Below are 22254 nucleotides of genomic sequence, written 5' to 3' on the forward strand. Positions count from 1 at the left end.
TGTAAGTATAAACTTCTCTTAGGTATGAACTCGCTCTGGCAAGATATTCGTGTAAAGTTAACCCAATCGGGCAGCCGTATAAACGTGCTCATTGGCATTAACGTGTTGGTATTTTTACTCATCAACATACCTCATGTGTTTTTGCATATGATGGGGAATGACATGGTGGGCTATTACGCTAACGAATACCTTGCCCTCCCGGCATCACTCAGCAAACTGGCTACCCGCTTTTGGACCCCCATCAGCTACATGTTTATGCATGATGGAATTTTTCATATCCTGTTTAACATGCTTTGGCTATACTGGATGGGGCAAATTTTTGAAGAGTATTTGGGCAACAAGCGCATAGTAAGCCTTTATGTTATGGGCGGCTTAGTCGGCGCATTGTTTTTTGTGCTGTTTTATAATGTATTCCCGGCTTTTGCGGGCAGCTTGCCTACCGCTGTTGTGGTTGGCGCATCGGCCAGTGTAACCGCTATAGTAATTGCCACCGCCACCCTACTGCCCGATTACACCATTTACATGATGTTTATTGGCCCAGTTAAGTTAAAATGGCTGGCCCTGTTTTTTGTAGTGGTTGACTATTTGGGCATAGCCGGAAGCAATCCCGGTGGAATGATTGCCCACCTGGGTGGCGCCTTAATGGGCTTTATTTATATTAAACAACTCAACCGCGGGAATGACCTTAGCCGCTCGGTTGATCAAATTTTCACTCAACGCCCTAAGGTTAAAGTAGCATCAAGCAATAAAACCACTTACCAGCAACAAACTTCTTTAATACCACATCAGGAAGAAATTGACCGTATACTTGATAAAATATCGGCCAGCGGATATGAAAGCCTGAACAAACACGAAAAAGACGTACTGAGCCGCGCCAGCAAAAATGAGGGCTAATAAACAAAAGAGACTTAATTTTTTCGACAGAATTTTTCTTTGGCTAAGCGTTTTACTTGGCCTTGCCCTGCTTATAAGCTATTTAGCTCCCGTAACAGATCCTCGCACATTTTGGCCCATTGCTTTTTTAGGGCTTGCTTACGTTCCCTTATTGGCCGCTAATGTTGTGATGCTGGTTTACTGGGTGTTTCGCGTAAGCAAATACATATTTATCCCCATACTTTCTATTGCTTTAGGCTGGAATATATTAAATAACAATTTAGGCTTGCGTTTACCTGCCTCTACCAGCCTTGCTCCGGGCTTAAACATGGTGAGAGTTATGACCTACAACGCCCATAATTTTAAGCCTTATGGCGATAAAAACGACCCGGCTACCAAACAGCAAATGCTGCAATTAATTGCTACCGAAAGTCCTGACATTATTGGTATTGATGAGTTTTACTCGCGCAAACGCGGAGAATATGCGCTTAAAGATTCCATGAAAAAAATCATGCACTCGGGCGAATATTATTTTGAGCCATTTAGTTTTGATACCGGTAGCGAAGCCATGGGCATGGCCATTTTTTCAAAACACCCTATCATCAACAAAGGCAATATCATACTATCTACCGAAACGGGAAGCAGTAACCAGTGCATATATGTTGATGTAAAAAAAGACACCGTAACTTACCGGTATTACAATGTCCATTTACAATCAATACGGTTTGACCCGGTAGACTATGATTATTTAAGCAAAGTATCGGATCGGGGCAAACCCGACATCAAATCGTCGCGCCGTATTGGCGGCAAGTTAAAGCGGGCTTTTATTAAACGCAGCGAACAGGTTTTTAAAATAAAAGCTCATGCAGCAAAATGCCCCTACCCCTACATCATTGCCGGCGACTTTAACGACACACCGGCATCATATGCGGTAGCGCAAATGTCAAAGGGCATAAAAAATACATTTCGCGAAAAGGGGTCGGGTTTTGCACGAACTTATAATGGCAGTTTCCCTAACTTTCAAATCGATTATATAATGGCGAGTAATGGTTTTAACGTTGCCAGCTATCATATTATAAAAAAGAAATTATCAGACCATTATCCCGTTTGCAGCACCTTACTGCTTAAATAATTTCTATAAATTTTGACGCTGCCATAGCCATACATTGCAGCAAAAAACTACAAGCCTTAACTAAAAATTGTAAGTTTGCGCCCATGACACAAAATGTATTTGTTTACAATACGTTAACCCGCACTAAAGAAGAATTCATTCCGCTTGATGCTCCTTATGTGGGCATGTATGTTTGTGGACCTACCGTTTACAGTGATGCACATTTGGGCAATGCCCGTACCTATATATCGTTCGATCTAATTTTTCGTTACCTCAGCCATTTGGGCTATAAGGTACGCTATGTACGCAATATTACCGATGCCGGCCATTTGGAAGGAGACAGCGATGAGGGAGAGGACAAAATATCTAAAAAGGCCAAGCTATCTAAACTGGAACCTATGGAAATTGTGCAGAAGTACAGCACAGGTTTTCATGAAGTAATGCGCCAGTTTAACGTATTGCCGCCAAGTATTGAACCAACCGCAACCGGCCATATTATTGAACAGATTGAACTGGTAAAAATCATCCTCGAAAATGGCTTTGCCTACGAGGTTGATGGCTCCGTGTATTTTGATGTGGAGAAATACAACAGCTCACAAGATTACGGCGTGTTAAGCGGTCGTCACCTTGAAGATATGCTGAACAACACCCGTTCATTAGGCGGGCAGGACGAAAAACGCGGCAAGCTTGATTTTGCCCTGTGGATAAAAGCCAAACCAGAGCATTTAATGAAATGGCCTTCACCCTGGAGCGTTGGTTTCCCGGGCTGGCATTTGGAGTGCTCGGCCATGAGCCATAAATACCTGGGAGAGCAATTTGACATACACGGTGGTGGCTTAGATTTAATACCCACCCATCACACCAACGAAGTTGCCCAAAATATGGCCTGCTATGGTAAAAACCCGGCCAAATACTGGGTGCATACCAACATGCTTACCGTTAACGGGCAAAAAATGTCGAAATCATTAGGCAATAGCTTTTTGCCACACGAACTTTTTAGCGGGAATAACCATATCCTTAATAAAGGTTATAGCCCCATGACGGTGCGCTTTTTTATGTTACAGGCACACTACCGCAGCACGCTCGATTTTAGCAACGATGCTATGGAGGCTTCAGAAAAGGGCTTTAAACGCCTGATGAACGCCTATACCCTGCTGGATGGCTTAAAAGCATCGGCCGAAACCGAGGCAGAGATACAACCTCTGCTTACCCGTTGCTACGAGGCTCTAAACGATGATTTTAACAGCCCGGTATTAATTGCCGAATTGTTTGAGGCATCGCGCATTATCAACTCGGTGCATGATGGTAAAATGAAGATAGACGAGGCCAATTTCGAGCTACTTAAAACCCTGATGCACACTTTTGTAAGCGGCATATTAGGCTTACAAGGCGAACAATCAGGCAGTGATGAATTACCTAAAGTAATTGACTTTATTGTGAACCTTCGTAACGAAGCCAAAGTAAACCGAGATTACGCCACGTCAGATCGTATACGCGATGGACTGCAGCAAATAGGGTTTCAATTGAAAGACAGTAAAGAAGGCACTACCTGGACCAAGCTATAATACGTTAGTTGCCTAACGTATTATAAAAGTCAAATACCCTACCCAGGCCTTCATCTTCCTTCCAGTTGTATGAATTTACTTTCATAAAGGCATCAATTTTGTTTTTATGAGTACCGGCCATTGAGTAAAGTATTTTTTGGGGGTTATCAACTTTTTGAATTTTACCCTCTTTAAAAATGTAATAGTTATTAATGTCGCGGTAAACTTTATTACCATCAACAGATGAGTAACCTTTGTTTATAATTACATGGCGGCTAAAGTGCTTGAGCAGTTTTACCTTTCCATCTGATAAAACCTTATAAAACGAAGCTTCAGTTTGTTTATCAACAGGAGGAAATCCACTCGTAAAAAGTACAGCTTCGGGAGTATAAAGTATAAATGATTTTACATCTTCGGCAAATTTTAAAGCTTCATCATTATTATTGTAAATAAAAATGGGAAAATCACCATTGAGTTCGTATTTAAGTTTTACTTTATCATAAACTTTACCTTTTACAGTTATTACTTTTCCGGGCAACCAGTTATCAATTAAAAAGGGCGAACCGTCTACATCGGTATTAGAGCTTTGAAACGGTTTACCATGGCCATCAGTTATATAATCGCCACCCTGTGCATTTACATTTTGTTGAGAAAGTAAAAAAGAGATAAAAAGCACTAAATACAAAACAGTCTTTTTCATACAATAAGATTTTGGTAGTTAATAGTTGCAAAACAATATAACTATTTAAGCTTCCAATAATGCCTTTTTTGCAAAATATTCTGAATTTTAAAACATTTTAGCAGGTTTTAATATTATCAGCCTCAAATAAAGTGTATACCGGGTTACATACTATTTCCAAACTATCAGAGTTATGTAACTAACAACTATTGCAATTTAACGCTAATGCTTTTTAAAAAAAGTATTGTACTATTGCCTTCAATCTGAATATGAAAACTATTAAAGCCCTGTTAACCGTAGCTGCATTTGGTATTTCTACCTCCATTTTTGCGCAAAGCGCTACTGTACAAACTGTTGTTAAAGCCGAAGAAGATTTTAATAAACTTATTTCTAAAAAAGGTATCAAAGATGCTTTTTTAACCGTTGCCGATCCTGAAGGCATTGTGTTTAAACCCGATGCTGTTAAAATAGCCGAATTTTATGGTAAAATAGATAAGCAACCAGGCACATTAACATCAACACCAAAATTTGCCCGTATATCGGCCAATGGTGATTTTGGTTTTACCGCGGGGCCATACGTGTACCAAAACGGCAAGGCCGACGATGATAAAGTCTATGGTGATTATGTATCAATCTGGAAACTTGATGTGGCTACTAATAAACTGAAGTTGTTTACCAATTTGGGCATTCAACATCCGCAAAATGATAAGGTTGAACTAACTGATATTAAAGACCCGGCTGCCACAACCAAGGTTGCGCCAAGTACCGATCCGTTTAATCCTAAAAAAATCATTATCGATAACGACCGGCAGTTTAACCAAGGCTTACGTATATCAACCCTTGGTGCTTACAAGGAGTTTTTTATGGCCGAGGGGCATTATTATTTCCCCGGCTTTAACCCTATGGTAGGTACTGATAAAACTTTGCAGTTTTTGGCTAACCAGGCCATTACCATATCGGCCGAAACTACTGATGCCAACCGTGCCACCAGTAATGATTTAGCGTATAGCTATGGCCGTGCCCGAATACAAAAGGGCAATATTGTGAGCAACTACAACTACGTACGCATATGGCAGCAAGATGAAAAGCATCGCTGGAACGTACTGCTCGAAATTTTTTCGGCAATAGAGAATGACTAATATTTAATTGATTTTACAACTAAGCCTGCTTACCCAAAGCGGGCTTTTTGCATTAACGGTAATTTATAGTTGTAACTTTTGCAGCCTGGTGGGCTCTAATTGGCAAATCATTATTATATTTCATCAAAATAATGCTGCTATGAGCCAATCTCCATTAATACAGATACAAAATCTTTCAAAGTTTTATGGCGCCAAACAGGTACTCAAAAACCTGTCGCTCGATATTTATCCCGGCCAGGTAATTGGCTACATAGGCCCAAATGGTGCAGGTAAATCAACCACCGTAAAAATACTTACCGGCTTAATATCAGAGTTTACGGGCGAAGTATTGGTTAACGGCATCAGCATGCAGCATAACCCCCAGGAAATTAAAAAACTGATTGGTTACGTGCCCGAAAATGCCGAACTGTACGAGGTGCTCACCCCTATGGAATACCTCGACTTTATTGGCAAGCTATACGATATGGATGAGGAGCAACTGCACACCCGCGCCGCAAAACTTTTAACCGCATTTGGCTTGGGTAACAACAAAGACGACCGCATGGACACCTTCTCTAAAGGCATGCGTCAAAAGGTATTGCTCATATCGGGCATCATTCATAATCCGCAGATCATTATTTTGGATGAACCACTTTCAGGTTTAGATGCTAATGCGGTGATCATGATCAAAGAGCTCATCATGCGCTTATCGCAGGAAGGCAAAACCATTTTTTACTGCTCGCACGTAATGGATGTGGTTGAAAAAGTATCAGACCGCATTTTGCTCATTAACAAAGGCGAAATTATTGCCGATGGCACTTTCGAGTCCCTCAAGCAAAACCACGCCGATACGCTTGAGCGCGTATTTGCCAAGCTTACCGGCCGCGATGAATCGGATAATGAAACCGATGCTATTATTAATGCCTTTAATTAATTAGCAGCGTTGTTATGAATAAAATTTTACTCAAAATGGTAAACCCGTTAATGCCTCTTTTGCAAAAAACGGGCGTTGATACTTACCAGCTTCACCATATACTGCGCGTTAAACTGCTGATGGACGATCGTCGTCCTAACAATGCCTTTGGGCAGGCACGCAAATCGGCCGAACCGGGCAAAACCACTAATCCTTGGTTAGTATCGTTTTTCACGGCATTAATGGGGCTGTTCCTCGGTTTGTTCTTGTTCATGTTCGATATTCCGTTCATAGGCCAAACCATATACTTCAGTATGTTTATGGTGCTCATATCGCTCACGCTCATTACAGATTTTACCAACGTACTTTTTGATGTACGCGAGCAATTCATTCTCCTCCCCCGCCCTATTAACGACCGTACACTGGCCGTAGCCCGCATTATGCATATCAGCATTTACGTTTTCAGACTGGCGTTTTTGCAGGGCCTTGCTGGTATAATTATCGTAGGCTTTACCGATGGTTTGCTTGCTGCGCCTTTATTTGTGCTTCAGCTTATACTGGCTACTTTTTTAAGCATATTGTTTGTAAACATTGTTTACCTGCTGCTTATGCGGTCGGTTACTCCTCAGCGGTTTAAAGACATTATCAGCTACTTTCAAATCGCTTTTTCGGTGGCTATTTTTGCTGCTTATCAAATTTTGCCCAGGCTTATAAATGATACTGTTCTGGCTAAAATACAATTGCTTAGCCATTGGTGGGCTTACCTGCTACCCCCGGTTTGGATAACTGCACTTAATGAAGTTCTTATTCATCCGGGTCGTTCAAATATTTTCACCAGCCTAATGGCTATTGCGGGCATTACATTACCAATAGTGGGTTTATGGTTTGTAGCGCGGGTATTAGCCCCGGGTTTCAACAGGCGGTTGGCCGCGGTTTCAACATCTGACAGTAGCAGCAACGCACCTGCTGCATCCGGCACAGTTAAAAAGAAATCAACTTCGGGCTTTGTAAACAAGCTGGCTAACCTTGTGGCCCGTAATCCAGTAGAAAATGCAGGCTTCCGTATTACCTGGATACTGGCCGCCCGTATACGTGAGTTTAAAATAAAGGTATACCCTGCGTTTGGCTATGTACCTGTATACTTTGTGTACTTTTTGCTCAACGGCAAGGGCAGCATGGATAGCCGTGTGGAAGATATACAGAATGGATTTAGTTATATAGGCCTTATATATATGAGCACGTTTGTGCTCTCTTCTGTATTGCAACATATATCTTACTCCGAAAAATTTAAACCTGCATGGGTTTATTATGCACTGCCTATTACAAAGCCCGGCAAAATTTTGGCAGGTATGTATAAGGCTGTTATTACCCTTTACTATCTGCCTTATTGTGCTGTACTATCCATTATTAGTATTGTGGTTTGGGGGCCAAAGGTTATCAATGATGTCATACTGGCCACTATTATAGGAATGATATATGGCATACTCATGGCCTTATTTATGGTGAAAGGCCTTCCTTTTTCCCGGCCGGTACTGCTCAAACAATCGGGTGGGCGGGTTATCATATCCTTACTCATTATGGCATTTATAGGTGCAATTGGCTTTGGGCACTATATGTTAGTTAAAATGGGTTGGGATACCGCGGTAACCATACTTATTATACCGGCAGCATTATTATATTTTTTAATGATGCACTATTACAAACGCCAAAGCTGGGATAGCATTGAGTTGGAAGAGTTTTAATTATTTACAACTCACAAATTTTAATAAATAATTAAAACCATTTAACTCACCTGATGTTGATTTCATACACACAAAGAAATCTACATTATGGCAACTACAAAATCAAAAAAACAGCCCGCAACCACTGAGAATGTGGAAGAATCGGCGTTAAAAGAATTATTTGTTGATGAACTAAAAGACATTTACTGGGCCGAGAAACACTTATCGAAAGCCTTGGTAAAACTGGCTAAAGCCGCAACTTCTGAAGAACTGCGTTCGGCATTAGAAACCCACAAAGAAGAAACCGATAACCAGGTAGCCCGTTTAGACCAGGTTTTTGAAATAATAGGCGAGAAAGCATCAGCTAAAAAATGTGATGCTATGGAAGGCCTTATTAAAGAATCGGAAAGCATTGTTGAGGATACCGAAGACGGCTCGATCACCCGTGATGCCGGTATTATTTCGGCCGCTCAAAAATCAGAGCATTACGAAATTGCCTCATACGGCACCCTGCGCACTTTAGCTAATACTTTAGGTTATAGCGATGCCGCACAACTGCTGGAAGAAACCTTGGCTGAAGAGAAAAAAACTGATGAAATGCTTACGCAATTAGCAGAGAGCATGATTAATGCTACCGCTAAAACTGAGAAAGCATAAGGTTTATAATAATCACACTACGCTTTACGTCGTTGGGAGGTACGAAGCAATATCTGAACCATGCATATTCGCATTGCATCCGCAGAGATTGCTTCGTACCTCGCAACGACGTTTTTGTATATTACTTTTTTGATTAGCCCTAACCCACACTAACATTCTTAGCAAAATCATTATATTTGCCCCATAAGATGACAGGGCATAATTTTAATTTATTGGGGCAGGATTTGCTTTTATTACCTGAGCGGGCTATTTACTGGCAGCAGCAAAAGGCTTTAATTGTGGCCGATGTGCATTTGGGCAAAGCCGGACATTTTCGTAAGGCAGGTATTGCAGTGCCCAGGCAGGTTGGTTTAGATGATCTGGATTGCCTTACTCGCCTCATCCATCAGCATAAACCCGAAAAAATTATGTTTTTGGGAGATTTGTTTCACAGCGAAATGAATACCGATTGGCACGACTTTGCCCGTTGGAGGCGGGAACATTTTTACATTAAAATGCAGTTGATTATAGGCAACCACGATATTATTAAAGAACGCCACTACCACGAGCTTGATGTATCAACCCATGATGAGATACAGGAAGGTCCGTTTTTGATGCAACACCACCCGCAAGATGAAACCTGTTTGGTTGATAACGAACATTACGTTTTTTGCGGGCACATACATCCCGGCGTAAGACTTTCAGGGCGCGGCGGGCAAGCTGTTACCCTACCCTGCTTCGCTTTTGGTGACAAGCAGGCCATACTACCTTCTTTTGGTAAATTTACAGGCAAGGTAGCACTGCGCCACCGCAACGGCGACCATGTATTTGGCGTACTTAAAGAAAAGGTTATCCCGGTATAATTATTTGCCCTCGAGGTATTGGTTTACGGTGTATTCCAGTTTACTATAACTTACGTCACGCGCTACTACCTGCCATTTTCCATTTAATATATAATAGGTAGGTATACGCGTTATAGCCCATGCCACGGCATTGGCCGATTCGTCGCCCTTTAGATCCGAATATTGAGGCCAGTTCATTTTATCGCCTTCAATAGCCTTGGTCCACCACTCGCGCTTGTTATCTAACGATACACTAATGATACCCACCTTGGCCATGTTTAAGTTTTTGATTGCTCCACCAATCATATCCTGGTGGTTTAAGCGGCTAACCTGGTTACCGGCTTTCCAAAAATCAACTATGTAAACTTTTTTATCAAGAGCGGCTTTGTCAAACTTTTTACCATCAGGGGTGGTGCCGATTATCAGCGGGGCATCTTTTCCAGGCAGCAGTTTCATCATCCCCGAAAACTTGGTCTCCAGAAACTTACCTTCTTCTGTTTGTTTTGCTGCCGGGCTTAACTTTTGAAACAACTCGTAATACGCCTCCAGATTTTGCTCATACTTCAAATTCATCATGATGTGAGGCGCGGCCAAACTGTTGGGCGTTTTTGCAACAAACTGTTTAAAGGCATCCAGCTTATTGTTATTATCGGCAATTTCGGCCTGGCCCTGGCCCAAAACAACCACTTTATCCTGTGCTTTACGCTCTACCTCTTCTTGAATAGAATAGTAAGCAGTGAGTTCGTTTTGGATACCTGATGTTGAGGTTATTTTAGGATAACTACTAAGGTGCGCCGCATCGGCCTCTACGGTGTATTGAGCAGCCTCAAGGTACACTTCAAATTCCTTCTTCTTTTCACCATTTTTATTTATGCCCAAGGTGCCATATCCGGCGGGGCCTTCAAAAACAGTATCTACCTTAATATTACCATCAGTTATGTTTTGCCCGACAACGTTTTTGCCTTCGGCATCAGTAACTATAAACACGGCATCGGTTAGGCCTTGAGCTTTACCTGTAAATACAATGCGCGGTAATTTGGTGGTGCAACTTGTGGCCAGCGCTGCAACTGTCAGGAGGTAGATATATTTTTTCATTAGTTAAGCAATAGGCTATGTGGGCTAATATAAGATTTTAATGTTTTGATAATAAAACAGCAAGATAAATTTTAGAATGTTTCTAAATAGACAATATCCTGACAATAACTGAAATCAATCGATATGATTTGGGTTATATTAAATATTTTTGCTCGATTAAAATTCTGACATAATGAGTGAACTAAAACAGACCTTTAACTCAACGCTGGGTAAAAAGCTAATTATGGCTTTAACAGGCTTGTTTCTGAGTCTTTTCTTGATTGTGCACCTGGGTGGCAATCTTCTGCTTTTCGTTAACGATAACGGTTACAGTTTTAACATGTATGCCAACTTCCTTACGCATTTTCCGCCTATTGAAGTTATTGCCTGGTTACTGTATATTACCATTATTGTACATGCCCTGTATGCGTTAATATTAACCATTCACAACCGCAGGTCGCGCCCTGTTGGTTATGCAGTTACTCCTAAGGCTCCGGCTTCATGGTCGTCAAAAAACATGGGCTTGCTGGGTAGTATTTTGTTCCTGTTCATTGTAATACACATGAGCGATTTTTGGTACAAATACAAGTACACCCACAGCGTAGGCTTTAAAGAGTACCGCACTAACGTATTAACCGGCGAACGTACCGAAAGCGACTTTGTACCAGAAAATGAAGACTTTGAACACGCCCAAACATTTGATGGAGATGTGGAAATTATCAAAGTAAAAGACATTCACACCAAAGTAGCACAAAGCTTTGCTATGCCGGTGTATGTAATTCTTTATGTAATTGCAATGGGTGCCTTATCATTCCACTTGCTGCATGGTTTCCAGAGCGCTTTCCGCACATTGGGTTGGGTACACCGCAAATACCTGCCAATCATTCAGTTTGTAGGCACATGGCTATTTGCAGTAATTATACCGCTTGGTTTTGCCGCCATGCCAATTGTTTATTATTTACAGAGTTTAAAGTAAAGTTGATTGGTTAAGTAGTTGATTGAGTTAAGTAGTTGAACTACTCACAAATCAACCACCCACTACTCACTAAAAAATAAGAACGATGAGTTTAGATTCTAAAATTCCACAAGGCCCATTGGCCGAAAAGTGGAGCAAACATAAATTCAATTTAAAGCTGGTTAACCCTGCCAACAAGCGTAAATACAACGTTATTGTGGTAGGTACCGGCTTAGCTGGTGCATCGGCAGCGGCATCGTTAGCCGAGCTTGGTTACAACGTAACTGCTTTCTGTTTTCAGGATAGCCCACGCCGTGCACACTCTATTGCTGCGCAGGGTGGTATTAACGCCGCTAAAAACTATCGTAATGATGGTGACAGCGTTTACCGTTTGTTTTATGACACCATTAAAGGTGGTGACTACCGCGCCCGCGAAGCCAACGTTTACCGTTTGGCTGAGGTATCGGTAAATATTATTGACCAGTGTGTGGCTCAAGGTGTTCCTTTTGCGCGCGAGTACGGCGGTTTGTTAGATAACCGTTCGTTTGGTGGTGCACAGGTATCACGTACGTTTTACGCCCGTGGCCAAACAGGACAACAATTACTGTTAGGCGCTTACTCGGCCCTTAACCGCCAGATACACGAAGGCAAAGTAAAAATGTACACCCGTACCGAAATGCTGGACGTGGTTGTTGCCGACGGACAAGCCAAAGGTATTGTTACCCGTAACTTAAAAACCGGCGCTATCGAAACGCATTCGGGCCACGCCGTATTATTGTGTACCGGTGGTTACAGCAACGTGTTCTTCCTGTCAACCAACGCCATTGGTTCTAACGTAACGGCAGCTTGGCGTGCGCACAAGCGTGGTGCTTTGTTTGCAAACCCTTGCTATACTCAAATTCACCCAACTTGTATCCCGGTATCGGGCGATCACCAGTCAAAGCTTACGCTGATGTCTGAATCGTTACGTAACGACGGTCGTGTTTGGGCTCCTAAAACTGCCGAAACTGCTCAGCGTTTACGCAAAGGCGAGATCAAGATAGACCAGATCAAAGAAGAAGACCGCGATTACTTCCTGGAACGTAAATATCCATCATTCGGTAACCTGGTACCTCGCGACGTTGCTTCACGTAACGCCAAAGAAATGGCCGACGAAGGTAAAGGTGTAGGTTCATCAGGCTTAGCCGTATTCCTTGACTTTGCCGACGCGATCAAACGTTTAGGCGAAGACGCGGTACGCGCCAAGTACGGTAACCTGTTTGATATGTACCTGCAAATTACAGATGAGAATCCGTACAAGCAGCCAATGCGTATATATCCTGCAGTGCATTATACCATGGGTGGCCTATGGGTTGATTATAATTTGAGCACTAACATACCTGGTTTATATTGCTTAGGCGAGGCTAACTTCTCTGATCACGGTGCAAACCGCTTAGGTGCTTCGGCGCTGATGCAGGGTTTGGCTGATGGTTACTTTGTTATCCCTTACACCCTGGGCGACTACCTGGCTACTATTGGTCCTAAAGCAATTGATACCGCTCACCCGGCATTTGCTCAAACCAAAAAAGATGTTGAAGCTAACATTGCCAAACTGTTATCATTAAAAGGAAACAAAACGGTAATTGAATATCACCGCGAGTTAGGCCACATTATGTGGGAGTACTGCGGTATGGCACGTAGCGAAGAAGGTTTAATTAAGGCACGTGGTTTGATCCAGGCTTTGAAAGACGATTTCTGGGTAAATGCTATCGTAGTTGGCGAAAACGAAGAGGTCAACATGTCGTTAGAGCGTGCCGGTCGTGTGGCCGACTTTATTGAACTGGGTGCACTAATGGTTGAAGATGCCCTGGCTCGTCGCGAATCATGCGGTGGTCACTTCAGGGTTGAATCGCAAACTGAAGAAGGTGAAGCTTTACGTCATGATGATGAATTTGCCTACGTTGCTGCCTGGGAATACAAAGGAGATAACGTACCAGAGGTTCTTCACAAAGAAGACCTTGTATACGAGAATGTTAAGTTAACACAAAGAAGTTATAAATAAGAGAGAGTACAGATTACAGAATCAGGAATAAAGACTTTTCTTCTCTTGACTCTGTACTCTTGATTCTTGACTCTAATCTGAATAGAAACATGAGTGCAAACGGAAATATGAATTTGACGCTGAAAGTTTGGCGCCAAAAAAATTCTCAAACCGATGGTAAGTTTGAGACTTATAAGGCGGAGAACATATCGCCTGATATGTCGTTTCTGGAGATGCTTGACGTGGTAAACGAAAGCATTATTCATGAGAAACAAGACCCGATCAACTTTGACCACGATTGTCGCGAAGGTATTTGCGGTATGTGTTCATTATATATCAATGGCCGTCCGCATGGTCCTAAACAAGCTATTACTACCTGCCAGCTGCACATGCGTAGCTTTCAGGATGGTGAAACCGTTACCATTGAGCCATGGCGTGCGGCAGCCTTCCCGGTAATTAAAGATTTGGCGGTTGACCGTTCTGCTTTTGACCGTATACAACAGGCTGGTGGTTACGTATCGGTAAATACCGGTGGCGTGCCCGATGCCAACGAAATTCCGATCCCGAAGGTAATTGCTGATGAGGCTTTCAACTCGGCTACCTGTATTGGTTGCGGTGCTTGTGTGGCTGCATGTAAAAATGCTTCGGCAATGCTATTTACTTCGGCAAAAATCACTCAATTAGGCTTATTACCTCAAGGTCAGCCTGAGCGTTACCGCCGTGTACAAAGCATGGTTGCCCAAATGGACGAAGAAGGATTTGGTAGCTGTACCAACACAGGTGCTTGCGAGGCTGAGTGTCCTAAAGAGATTAAATTAACCAATATAGCCCGTATGAACTTCGACTTTTTCAGCGCAAAATTATTCCGCGAAGAAGAGATTGGCGAAGTTAGCCACGGCGGTTAATCACGATTCTGTGTCAGATAAAACAAAAGCGGTTGTATTTTTCATACAGCCGCTTTTTTGCTTTACAGGCTTATGAAAATGTTAAATAAGTTAAAATTTTAGGCTTTGTAAACCTGATGTATTAAATTGCATTAACCCAAACACCATTATCCCATGAAAAAAGCATTAGTATTTGTTTTATTAAGCTTTGCCGCCGTAGGCATTACCTACGCTCAAAATGCAGGGAAACAACTTAAAGCCTATCAGGAGCCGCTTATTCCCATTAAGCTTGATACCAGCATAACGTCTCTTTTAAATAACAGCAAACAGACCGAGAAGTTCAATACTGATTGGACAACTGCAAACCAATTATCAACAAGCCAGGCTTACACCAGCAATATGCCCATTGCCAATCACTCCGTACAAAACTTGGATATCATGCCGATAGCAAAATTGGGCGTTAAAAATACAAGGTACACTATGATGATCAAGCGCGTTAGCTACGCAAAGGGAACAGTGTCCAAAGCATTGAGAGAGCCATTGCCCGATACTGAGAAGGAAAAGTGAAGGTTAGAAATCTTTATTGAGAAGTTTTTCGAGCTCGGCAAAGCTGATGTTCATTTTAACACGGCCTTGCTTGGCGTATGAAACTTCGCCAGTTTCTTCAGATACGATGATAGCTGTGGCATCATTTGCCTCTGTAACGCCAATACCGGCCCTATGGCGCAAGCCAAACTGTGCAGGCAAATCACTATTATCAGTCAAAGGCAAAATGCAGCTGGCCGATTTAATTTTGTTGCCAGATATGATCATGGCACCATCATGCAGCGGGCCGTTTTTTTGAAATATAGCCTCGATCATGCGTTTGGATATTTTGGCATCCAGCACTTCACAGCTGGTTTGAAAAATCTGCTCGTCGTAATCCTTCACAAAAACAATTAGCGCACCTGTATGGCTTTGTTTCATACTTTTACAGGCATCTATAATTGGCTTAATGCGCTTGTAATTGTCCTTCTCCGCCTCATTCTTACCTAAAAAAAATTTCCACCAGGCACGGTTTCGTTGTAACGAGGCATTACGCCCAACTAACAGTAAAAACCGCCTTATCTCCTGCTGAAATACCACTATTACCGCAATTATACCCACATTCATGAAGTTGCCCAGTATTGTGGTGAGCAGTTTCATATCAAGGGCCTTTACCACAAAATAAAACAGGCATATCAAGGCTAAACCAATAAAAATATTGGCGGCTATGGTGCCCCGGATCAAATTGTAAAGCTGGTAAAGCAGAAATGCTACCAACAGTACATCAAGCGCACTAAACAGGTTAAAATCAAACAGTTTAAATATGGACTGCATGAACGAAGTTAGCCAATTTTGACGAGCTTTATAAGGCTCATTCTTTTATATTGTATGAACTGAGGATTAAGGTTTGGCTGCCGGTTGCTTTACAGGCTCATCGGTTGTAAGTTTGGGCACTGCACGTTTCTCGGCTGGCAAGGCAAGGTATTTTTTATACGAATCGTTAATGTAAGCGGCCATTGATGCACCGTTGTTGCTTTTAACAAATTCGTAAGACGGGCGGTACAAACTCATAAAGTTATCCAACTCCGTACCTTTCAAAGGCACAAGGCTACCCACATATATTTTGGTGAATACCGAATCAACCGTGCGCTCTTCAACCTCTTTTTGGAAGTATTTTTTTAAACGACGCGCATCTTTAGCTTCTTTACTAAACCACGAGGTTGGCGATAACACATACACTTTACTTTTTTGATACACCTGCGGATATTCGGTACGCGGATCAAACCCTTGTTTACCACGTACATTAACCGCACCAAGGGTAATACCCAGCGGTGTCATTTTAACGTTTTTAAATTTCATATCGGCAACGTACAGGGTATCTGAAACATATCCCGGAGAAGAAATAATTAACGTATGGCCTATTAAACCTCTTATTTCAAAGTTACCATCATCGTTGGTTAAAGTAACCTGGTTATTGGTCGTGTTTTTCACTAATACACTGGGCAGCTTAGCATCGCTGGCATCAGTTACCTGGCCACGAATCACATTCTGCTGGGCTTTGGCAGAAACGGTAAACAATGCGAGTAGTAAGAATATAATAAATCGAGGCTTCATAAATAAGGTGTATATAAAAAAATAAACCACTGGGTTAAGGCAATGGTTTAAATTAAAGTGATAAAGTTAAACAATAAAAAAACCCGGCCAAATTGGCCGGGTCTTTTTAACATATTTTTACTGTTTCCAAACGTTGTTTGCCTCGTTGCAATCAGGCAGTACCTTATCAGGATCATAGGTAACCGATTCTATTTCGGTAGTTGATGGATACCTGAAAGTCCAGCTTGTATTGCGTTCCCAAATTTCAACCGGCAGTTTAAAGCGTTCGGTTTTGCCGCCTTTGTATTTAATATCGAGGATTACCGGCATAGCCATCTTCTCCAGGTTATCAAGGGTAATAAGGGCACCTTTGGTAGCATCATTATCCACATACTTTACGTCGCGCACAGCAACATCCAAACGCCAGTTATTTTGGAACCAGCCTCTCCAAAACCATTGCAGGCTTTCACCGGCAGCATTTTCCATCGTGCGGAAAAAATCATCAGGAGTAGGGTGCTTGAATGCCCAACGCTCGATATAAGTACGGAAAGCAAAATCAAAACGCTCCGGGCCTAAGATCTGCTCGCGCAGTAAAGTTAAACCGGCACCGGGTTTTGAGTACAACAACAAACCGTTGTTACGCTCTTTAATACCTGCCGGCGTATTCATAATTGATTCAACCTCGGGGCGGGTAAAGAAAGCGCCGTAGCGGTGCATATCCATCGGGCGTTCTTTGTACTCGCCGTTGTTAAACGCATCGGTTGAAAGGGTGTTGATAAAAGTATTGAAACCTTCGTCCATCCAGCCGTACAAACGCTCGTTAGAGCCTACGATCATCGGGAACCATGTATGGCCAAACTCGTGGTCATTTACTCCCCACAGGCTGGCACCTTTGGCACGGTATCCACAAAAAACAATGCCCGGATATTCCATACCACCTACTATACCGGCAACTGTGCTGGCCACAGGATAAGGGAACTCGAACCATTTAGCCGAGTAATGCTCAATAGATTTTTTGGTGTATTCGGTTGAACGGCCCCAGGCAGCATTGCCATCGCTCTCAACCGGATAGGCTGATACCGACATACATTTTTTACCGCTTGGCAGGTTAATCTTAGCAGCATCCAATATAAATGAAGCCGATGAAGCCCAGGCCACATCGCGCGCGCTCTTTATTTTGAACTTCCAGGTAAGCTCTTGTTTACCTGCAGGACGTGAGGCTGCATTAGTTACCTCATCGGCCGAGCGGATGATCACCGTTTTATCGCTTTGAGCAGCTTGTGCCCAACGTTTTTGCTGCTCGGCAGTGTACACTTCCTGCGGGTTTTGCAAGTCACCGCTGGCCAATACAATATGGTTGGCAGGCGCAGTAATGGCTACATCAAAATCACCATACTCTAAGTAAAACTCACCAGGACCGGTGTATGGAACAACATTCCAGCCGGTTACATCATCATATACACATACGCGTGGGTACCATTGCGCAACGGTAAATATTTTACCGTTTTTGGTTTGCTGAATACCGGTACGGTCTGACCCATAGTTAGGCTCGATAAAAGAAAACTCAATTTTTATTTTAGCCTGACCGCCGTTAGGAGCAATCTCCTTAGGCAAGAATATTTGCATGCGGGTATCATTGATGGCATATTTTACATCAACATCACCCACTTTAACCGATTTTATTTTGTAACCTGCTTCAAATACCTGTCCGCGGCCGCCGTTACGGCTACCGGCAGTAGGTATAATAGCCGAACCACGCGAATCCTGCTTAAACAAATTCTGGTCTAATTGCATCCATAAAAAGCCTAACTTTTGAGGGCTGTTGTTGGTGTAGGTCAGTACTTCCGAACCTGTAACCTCGTTGGTTTGATCGTTTAAACGTGCCGCAAGATTGTAATCGGCACGGTTTTGCCAGTAACGTGAGCCGGGTTCGCCGCTTGCAGCTCTGAAATCGTTGCCGTTTTTGGTGTAAAATAATGGCCCAAATGCGTCATGATAATCGTATTTGGTAACCGGGCCGGCAGGTGCCGGCTGCTGTGGCTGCTGCGACTGGGCAAAGCCTGTAAAGGCCAGCATTGCCAGCGATAAGCCGGTAATAAAAGATTTTTTCATCTCCAGGAAATAACAGTAGTAGTTAAAATAAAAAGCAATAATAGTATTATTTACGCTATAACACAGCAGGTAAGCGTATTGTTACTAATTATTTGCTTTCAGTTATTTCCCAAAGTGTTCGGCATAAGCTTTTTCATCAAACCCAAAAAACAGGAAGCCATTATCTTCAATAACCGGGCGCTTGATCATGCTGGTTTTTTCTTTTAGCAAAGGCAATGCTTCGGCGGAGCTTTTCACGCTATCCTTAATTTCGGCATCAAGGCCGCGCCAGGTAAGGCCTTGCTTGTTTAAAAACTTTTCGTAGCCGGCTTTGTCGTTCCACTCGGCCAGTTTTTCATTACTTACACCCAGTTTTTTAAAGTCGTGAAATTCGTAGTTCACGTTATGTTGCTTTAGCCAATCCAAAGCTTTTTTAACGGTATTGCAGTTGGTAATGCCATATACTTTCATGCGGCAAAGTTATTAATTTCTACCGCTGCTGCCCACATCGTCATTGTTAATGCCGCGCTGGTTCTTTTTAAGCTCACCATCTAACTTACCAAACTTGTAGTTAAAGCTAATGTTGATGGAGCGCGCATATTGGTTAAACAAGGTAAACTGATATGAAGTTGGCGTGCGTACAGTATTATCAACCTTTCTGAATTTTTGGAAAGGTGTATTGGCGTAGATGGATATAGTGGCTTTTTTATTCAAAATTTCTTTTGATGCACTGGCCGAGTAACCTAAATAAACATTATCGCGGCCTTGCAACATTACGTAACGGCTATCGTAATCAACGTTTAAACCCAGCCTGTAACCACTATCAAACTTGTAGCTGGTGCCGCTAAACACATGCCCCTGGTAGCCTTTGGCGTTAAACAAGGTACCACCTACATAACCGCTCAACCATACGTGCATCAACTGGCTATTAAGGTTAAAACTCATTTTTGAGGTGATGGGATAATTCACATTAAAATCGGCCCCAAGGCGTTTATTCTTGCCAACGTTTTCATAGGTGCTAACACTAACAGCTGTTTGCTCATCAAAGCGGGTTATGTTTTCAACCGTATTATTGGCAAACCTGTAGTTTACCCCAAAGTTTATCGATCCTTTTTTAAAGTTACTGTACGTAAGTTCAACCGTATGGCTTACTACCGGCTGCAAATTGGGGTTACCTACGGTAATAAAGCTGTTGTTTGAGCGGTCTACAAACGGATTTAACTGCCAAATACCGGGGCGTTGTATCCTATCAGTATAGCCAACGTTTACACTGCTGCTTTTGAAGGTACGTTGTACCGAAAGAGATGGTATTAAATTAGAGTACTGCTGGCTTACCACACCGCTGTTTGCGTTTACAGTAGTATGCTCAAAACGCAAACCAGCCTTTGCCACCCAGTTAGTTAATTTCAACTGGTATGAATTGTAAGCGCTGTATACATTTTGCTGATAATCAAAGCTGTAAGTTTGATTAGGATCTACCACGTAACCATTGCTGGCTGTGTTAAATAACTCGTTACGTAAATCACTATAATTATTACGGAAGATGGCTTTAGCGCCAGCCTCAATATTTAGCTTTTTGGCAGGCTGTACATAATCAAGCTGTAAAGTATGTTCATTTGTACCCGAATTATTAAATTGCTGGTAGTTTACTCCATCGTTAAAATTAACCTTGTCAAAAAACAGCACATCGTTAAACTGATCGTTTTTTGACGAGTTAAATTTATAAGATGCCGTTAATAGTTGCTCCTTGTTTTTTTTGAATCCTAACTGGTAATTCAAAGCGGTGCTAAATCCTATGTACCCGTTATCGGCAGTATTTAATGAGCGGTACGAGTTGCTGTTATTGCTTACCAGATTTGAGTACAAACTTCTGTCTGAGTTGTTATTTCCACGATAGTACTCAACAGTACCGGTAACCAGGTTAAGGCTATCACCCTCGTAGCTTAGTTCGGTACTGGCGTAGGTATTATTACCGCTACTGGTATTTTTTCCCTCCTGGGTAAGGTATGAAGTGTTAAAGTTATCGGTAAGGTTGTTAAAGTTGGTTGATACATTGTTGCGCTTGTTGTAACCGGCGTATCCACCAATACCAAACTTGCCTTTTTTTGCAGTTAGGTTTAAGTTAATGCCCGGCCCCCATATGGTATTGTAACGACCATTGATGCTGCCATTGTAACCCTGTCCAATATCTTTTTTGGTGATGATATTAATGATGCCAGCCAAACCTTCGGCATCATACTTTGCAGGAGGTGTGGTAATCACCTCAATTTTAATAATATTACTTGCCGGCATCGATTTAAAAATATCTGCCGGGTTTTTAGCGATCAGTGCTGATTCTTTACCGTTAATTAATATTTTGTAATTGGTACCGCCCTGGAGTTTGATATTATCTGATGCATCAACCGATAATAACGGCACTTTGCGCATAAGGTCAAGCACGGTAAGCACCTTGCTTTCGGGGTCGGCCTGTACATCATAGGCTATGCGGTCAACCTCGCGTTTCATTAAAGGTTTAACCTGGGTTACGGTAACTTCGCCCAACTGGTTTGAAACAGTGGCCATGAATAACTTACCCAAATCAGTTACCTCTTTGGGTGTGCCGATATTTATATTTTTAGTACCAAAACCCACGTTTACTAAAGCCAACTTGTACGGCTTTAATGCCAAACCCGATATGGAGAAACTGCCATCATCTTTGGTAAAAGTGCTTTTTACCGGTGCGTTGGTGGCAGCATCAACCAAGGCAACGGTGGCATAGCCTAAAGGTTCGTTTTTAGCCGAGTCGATTATAATGCCCTTTACCGTAGCTGTTACCGCAGGCTGCTGGGTTTGCGCAAAAGTTAAAAGCGATATAAAAGAAAAGAGTATTGAGCTTAGTAAAGCTTTTTTCATAAGGGTTGGTGATAAAGTAAGTTCAGTTAATAGACTATGGCTTTAGAAAAACGTTTAGTTGTCTTTTGCTTGATAGATACCCTTTTTGCTAAAATCGTTACACTAATCGGCAATAGTTTCTTGCAAAATACTAAATATCAACCCCTTAAAATTTCATTTCAAAGAACTTTAACTATAATTTAACATAGCGAGTGCTACTTGTTAAACTTAGTCATGGTAAGCTCGGTACCAATAGTGGCAAAGCTTTTTATCATATCAATAGAGCGGTCTATAAGTGCTGGCAGTTCAGGTTTTTCATCCTGATCAAAGCCGCTCAACACAAAATCGACCTGGCGGCCTTTGGGGTAGTTGTCGCCTATGCCAAAACGCAGGCGGGCATAATTGTTATTGCCCAGTACCTGTTCAATATTTTTTAATCCGTTATGCCCGGCCGCGCTGCCTTTGGGTTTAAGGCGTAGGGTGCCTAAAGGCAAAGCCAAATCATCAACCAGCACCAATACATTTTCTACAGGTATTTTTAATTGCCCCATCCAATAACTTAATGCTTTGCCGCTCAAGTTCATGTAAGTAGTTGGTTTGATGAGATGCAGGCTACGGCTTTTATGGCTCACCTCGGTATAGTAAGCTAACCGCATGTTATGAAATGATGCCCCCTCCTGTTTGGCCAGTTCATCCAATATCATGAAGCCAATGTTATGGCGGGTATCGCGGTATTCGGGGCCAATGTTGCCCAGGCCTACTATCAGGTATTTCATTTAAACAAGAAAGGTTACTTAACTTTTG

20 protein-coding genes are annotated in these 22254 nt (G+C 42.3%); 12 read left to right on the plus strand and 8 right to left on the minus strand.

Features of this window, described 5'->3' with window-relative positions; all coding sequences use genetic code 11:
- Positions 1–24 precede the first annotated feature (24 nt).
- The 3 genes from QE417_RS11785 (at position 25) to cysS (ending at position 3549) form a co-directional block, all read left to right on the plus strand.
- Positions 25–894, plus strand: a complete 870-nt coding sequence (locus QE417_RS11785) for a rhomboid family intramembrane serine protease (RefSeq protein ID WP_311950147.1) — start codon at positions 25–27, stop codon at positions 892–894.
- Positions 884–2005 carry an endonuclease/exonuclease/phosphatase family protein gene (locus tag QE417_RS11790; protein ID WP_311950149.1) on the plus strand — a complete coding sequence of 374 codons (1122 nt, stop codon included), beginning with the start codon at positions 884–886 and terminating at the stop codon, positions 2003–2005. Before QE417_RS11785 ends, QE417_RS11790 begins: the two co-directional genes overlap by 11 nt.
- 83 nt (positions 2006–2088) lie before the next feature.
- Positions 2089–3549, plus strand: a complete 1461-nt coding sequence (gene cysS, locus QE417_RS11795) for a cysteine--tRNA ligase (protein ID WP_311950150.1) — start codon at positions 2089–2091, stop codon at positions 3547–3549.
- 4 nt (positions 3550–3553) lie between these two features.
- Here cysS and QE417_RS11800 read toward each other — a convergent pair whose 3' ends face one another.
- On the minus strand, positions 3554–4228 hold the full coding sequence (locus tag QE417_RS11800; protein ID WP_311950152.1) for a hypothetical protein: 675 nt from the start codon (positions 4226–4228) through the stop codon (positions 3554–3556).
- Positions 4229–4476: 248 nt separating this feature from the next.
- Between QE417_RS11800 and QE417_RS11805 the strand changes: the two genes are divergently transcribed.
- The 5 genes from QE417_RS11805 to pdeM all read left to right on the plus strand — a co-directional run bounded on the left by QE417_RS11805 (position 4477) and on the right by pdeM (position 9458).
- A complete protein-coding gene (locus tag QE417_RS11805) occupies positions 4477–5346 on the plus strand; it encodes a DUF4440 domain-containing protein (protein WP_311950154.1) in 870 nt (289 codons plus the stop codon).
- Positions 5347–5485: 139 nt separating this feature from the next.
- Positions 5486–6259 carry an ABC transporter ATP-binding protein gene (locus QE417_RS11810; RefSeq protein ID WP_311950155.1) on the plus strand — a complete coding sequence of 258 codons (774 nt, stop codon included), beginning with the start codon at positions 5486–5488 and terminating at the stop codon, positions 6257–6259.
- 14 nt (positions 6260–6273) lie between these two features.
- Positions 6274–7980: a hypothetical protein gene (locus tag QE417_RS11815; RefSeq protein ID WP_311950159.1), complete on the plus strand. Its 1707-nt coding sequence runs from the start codon at positions 6274–6276 to the stop codon at positions 7978–7980.
- An 87-nt stretch (positions 7981–8067) separates the two neighbouring features.
- Complete coding sequence (locus QE417_RS11820; protein ID WP_311950163.1) at positions 8068–8616, plus strand: YciE/YciF ferroxidase family protein; 549 nt, start codon at positions 8068–8070, stop codon at positions 8614–8616.
- A gap of 188 nt (positions 8617–8804) precedes the next feature.
- Positions 8805–9458 carry a ligase-associated DNA damage response endonuclease PdeM gene (gene pdeM, locus QE417_RS11825; RefSeq protein ID WP_311950165.1) on the plus strand — a complete coding sequence of 218 codons (654 nt, stop codon included), beginning with the start codon at positions 8805–8807 and terminating at the stop codon, positions 9456–9458.
- Here the strand turns inward: pdeM and QE417_RS11830 are convergent, their stop codons facing one another.
- Positions 9459–10532 carry a TlpA family protein disulfide reductase gene (locus QE417_RS11830; RefSeq protein WP_311950168.1) on the minus strand — a complete coding sequence of 358 codons (1074 nt, stop codon included), beginning with the start codon at positions 10530–10532 and terminating at the stop codon, positions 9459–9461.
- Positions 10533–10704: 172 nt separating this feature from the next.
- Here QE417_RS11830 and QE417_RS11835 point away from each other — a divergent pair, with 172 nt between their 5' ends.
- The 4 genes from QE417_RS11835 to QE417_RS11850 all read left to right on the plus strand — a co-directional run bounded on the left by QE417_RS11835 (position 10705) and on the right by QE417_RS11850 (position 14937).
- Positions 10705–11487, plus strand: coding sequence for a succinate dehydrogenase cytochrome b subunit (locus QE417_RS11835; protein ID WP_311950169.1), 783 nt, complete (start codon positions 10705–10707; stop codon positions 11485–11487).
- A gap of 85 nt (positions 11488–11572) precedes the next feature.
- Positions 11573–13507, plus strand: coding sequence for a fumarate reductase/succinate dehydrogenase flavoprotein subunit (locus QE417_RS11840; protein ID WP_311950171.1), 1935 nt, complete (start codon positions 11573–11575; stop codon positions 13505–13507).
- 89 nt (positions 13508–13596) lie between these two features.
- On the plus strand, positions 13597–14391 hold the full coding sequence (locus QE417_RS11845) for a succinate dehydrogenase/fumarate reductase iron-sulfur subunit (RefSeq protein ID WP_311950174.1): 795 nt from the start codon (positions 13597–13599) through the stop codon (positions 14389–14391).
- A gap of 153 nt (positions 14392–14544) precedes the next feature.
- Positions 14545–14937: a hypothetical protein gene (locus QE417_RS11850; protein ID WP_311950175.1), complete on the plus strand. Its 393-nt coding sequence runs from the start codon at positions 14545–14547 to the stop codon at positions 14935–14937.
- Positions 14938–14940: 3 nt separating this feature from the next.
- Here the strand turns inward: QE417_RS11850 and cdaA are convergent, their stop codons facing one another.
- From cdaA to pth, 6 genes are all read right to left on the minus strand, one after another.
- On the minus strand, positions 14941–15729 hold the full coding sequence (cdaA, locus tag QE417_RS11855; protein ID WP_311950176.1) for a diadenylate cyclase CdaA: 789 nt from the start codon (positions 15727–15729) through the stop codon (positions 14941–14943).
- A 66-nt stretch (positions 15730–15795) separates the two neighbouring features.
- Positions 15796–16509, minus strand: coding sequence for a carboxypeptidase-like regulatory domain-containing protein (locus QE417_RS11860; protein ID WP_311950177.1), 714 nt, complete (start codon positions 16507–16509; stop codon positions 15796–15798).
- A 117-nt stretch (positions 16510–16626) separates the two neighbouring features.
- Positions 16627–18600: a M1 family metallopeptidase gene (locus QE417_RS11865; protein ID WP_311950178.1), complete on the minus strand. Its 1974-nt coding sequence runs from the start codon at positions 18598–18600 to the stop codon at positions 16627–16629.
- Positions 18601–18702: 102 nt separating this feature from the next.
- Positions 18703–19050: a Spx/MgsR family RNA polymerase-binding regulatory protein gene (locus QE417_RS11870; protein WP_311950179.1), complete on the minus strand. Its 348-nt coding sequence runs from the start codon at positions 19048–19050 to the stop codon at positions 18703–18705.
- Between the two features lie 12 nt (positions 19051–19062).
- Complete coding sequence (locus QE417_RS11875; protein ID WP_311950181.1) at positions 19063–21471, minus strand: TonB-dependent receptor domain-containing protein; 2409 nt, start codon at positions 21469–21471, stop codon at positions 19063–19065.
- Positions 21472–21665: 194 nt separating this feature from the next.
- Positions 21666–22226: an aminoacyl-tRNA hydrolase gene (gene pth, locus QE417_RS11880; protein WP_311950183.1), complete on the minus strand. Its 561-nt coding sequence runs from the start codon at positions 22224–22226 to the stop codon at positions 21666–21668.
- Positions 22227–22254 lie beyond the last annotated feature (28 nt).

Origin of the sequence: Mucilaginibacter terrae (assembly GCF_031951985.1) — a bacterium.
Classification (GTDB): domain Bacteria; phylum Bacteroidota; class Bacteroidia; order Sphingobacteriales; family Sphingobacteriaceae; genus Mucilaginibacter; species Mucilaginibacter terrae_A.

Bases quoted from the DNA above. Each gene is read 5' to 3' on its own strand.
- QE417_RS11785 (WP_311950147.1), top strand. From the start codon at position 25: ATGAACTCGCTCTGGCAAGATATTCGTGTAAAGTTAACCCAATCGGGC.
- QE417_RS11790 (WP_311950149.1), top strand. From the start codon at position 884: ATGAGGGCTAATAAACAAAAGAGACTTAATTTTTTCGACAGAATTTTT.
- cysS (WP_311950150.1), top strand. From the start codon at position 2,089: ATGACACAAAATGTATTTGTTTACAATACGTTAACCCGCACTAAAGAA.
- QE417_RS11800 (WP_311950152.1), bottom strand. From the start codon at position 4,228: ATGAAAAAGACTGTTTTGTATTTAGTGCTTTTTATCTCTTTTTTACTT.
- QE417_RS11805 (WP_311950154.1), top strand. From the start codon at position 4,477: ATGAAAACTATTAAAGCCCTGTTAACCGTAGCTGCATTTGGTATTTCT.
- QE417_RS11810 (WP_311950155.1), top strand. From the start codon at position 5,486: ATGAGCCAATCTCCATTAATACAGATACAAAATCTTTCAAAGTTTTAT.
- QE417_RS11815 (WP_311950159.1), top strand. From the start codon at position 6,274: ATGAATAAAATTTTACTCAAAATGGTAAACCCGTTAATGCCTCTTTTG.
- QE417_RS11820 (WP_311950163.1), top strand. From the start codon at position 8,068: ATGGCAACTACAAAATCAAAAAAACAGCCCGCAACCACTGAGAATGTG.
- pdeM (WP_311950165.1), top strand. From the start codon at position 8,805: ATGACAGGGCATAATTTTAATTTATTGGGGCAGGATTTGCTTTTATTA.
- QE417_RS11830 (WP_311950168.1), bottom strand. From the start codon at position 10,532: ATGAAAAAATATATCTACCTCCTGACAGTTGCAGCGCTGGCCACAAGT.
- QE417_RS11835 (WP_311950169.1), top strand. From the start codon at position 10,705: ATGAGTGAACTAAAACAGACCTTTAACTCAACGCTGGGTAAAAAGCTA.
- QE417_RS11840 (WP_311950171.1), top strand. From the start codon at position 11,573: ATGAGTTTAGATTCTAAAATTCCACAAGGCCCATTGGCCGAAAAGTGG.
- QE417_RS11845 (WP_311950174.1), top strand. From the start codon at position 13,597: ATGAGTGCAAACGGAAATATGAATTTGACGCTGAAAGTTTGGCGCCAA.
- QE417_RS11850 (WP_311950175.1), top strand. From the start codon at position 14,545: ATGAAAAAAGCATTAGTATTTGTTTTATTAAGCTTTGCCGCCGTAGGC.
- cdaA (WP_311950176.1), bottom strand. From the start codon at position 15,729: ATGCAGTCCATATTTAAACTGTTTGATTTTAACCTGTTTAGTGCGCTT.
- QE417_RS11860 (WP_311950177.1), bottom strand. From the start codon at position 16,509: ATGAAGCCTCGATTTATTATATTCTTACTACTCGCATTGTTTACCGTT.
- QE417_RS11865 (WP_311950178.1), bottom strand. From the start codon at position 18,600: ATGAAAAAATCTTTTATTACCGGCTTATCGCTGGCAATGCTGGCCTTT.
- QE417_RS11870 (WP_311950179.1), bottom strand. From the start codon at position 19,050: ATGAAAGTATATGGCATTACCAACTGCAATACCGTTAAAAAAGCTTTG.
- QE417_RS11875 (WP_311950181.1), bottom strand. From the start codon at position 21,471: ATGAAAAAAGCTTTACTAAGCTCAATACTCTTTTCTTTTATATCGCTT.
- pth (WP_311950183.1), bottom strand. From the start codon at position 22,226: ATGAAATACCTGATAGTAGGCCTGGGCAACATTGGCCCCGAATACCGC.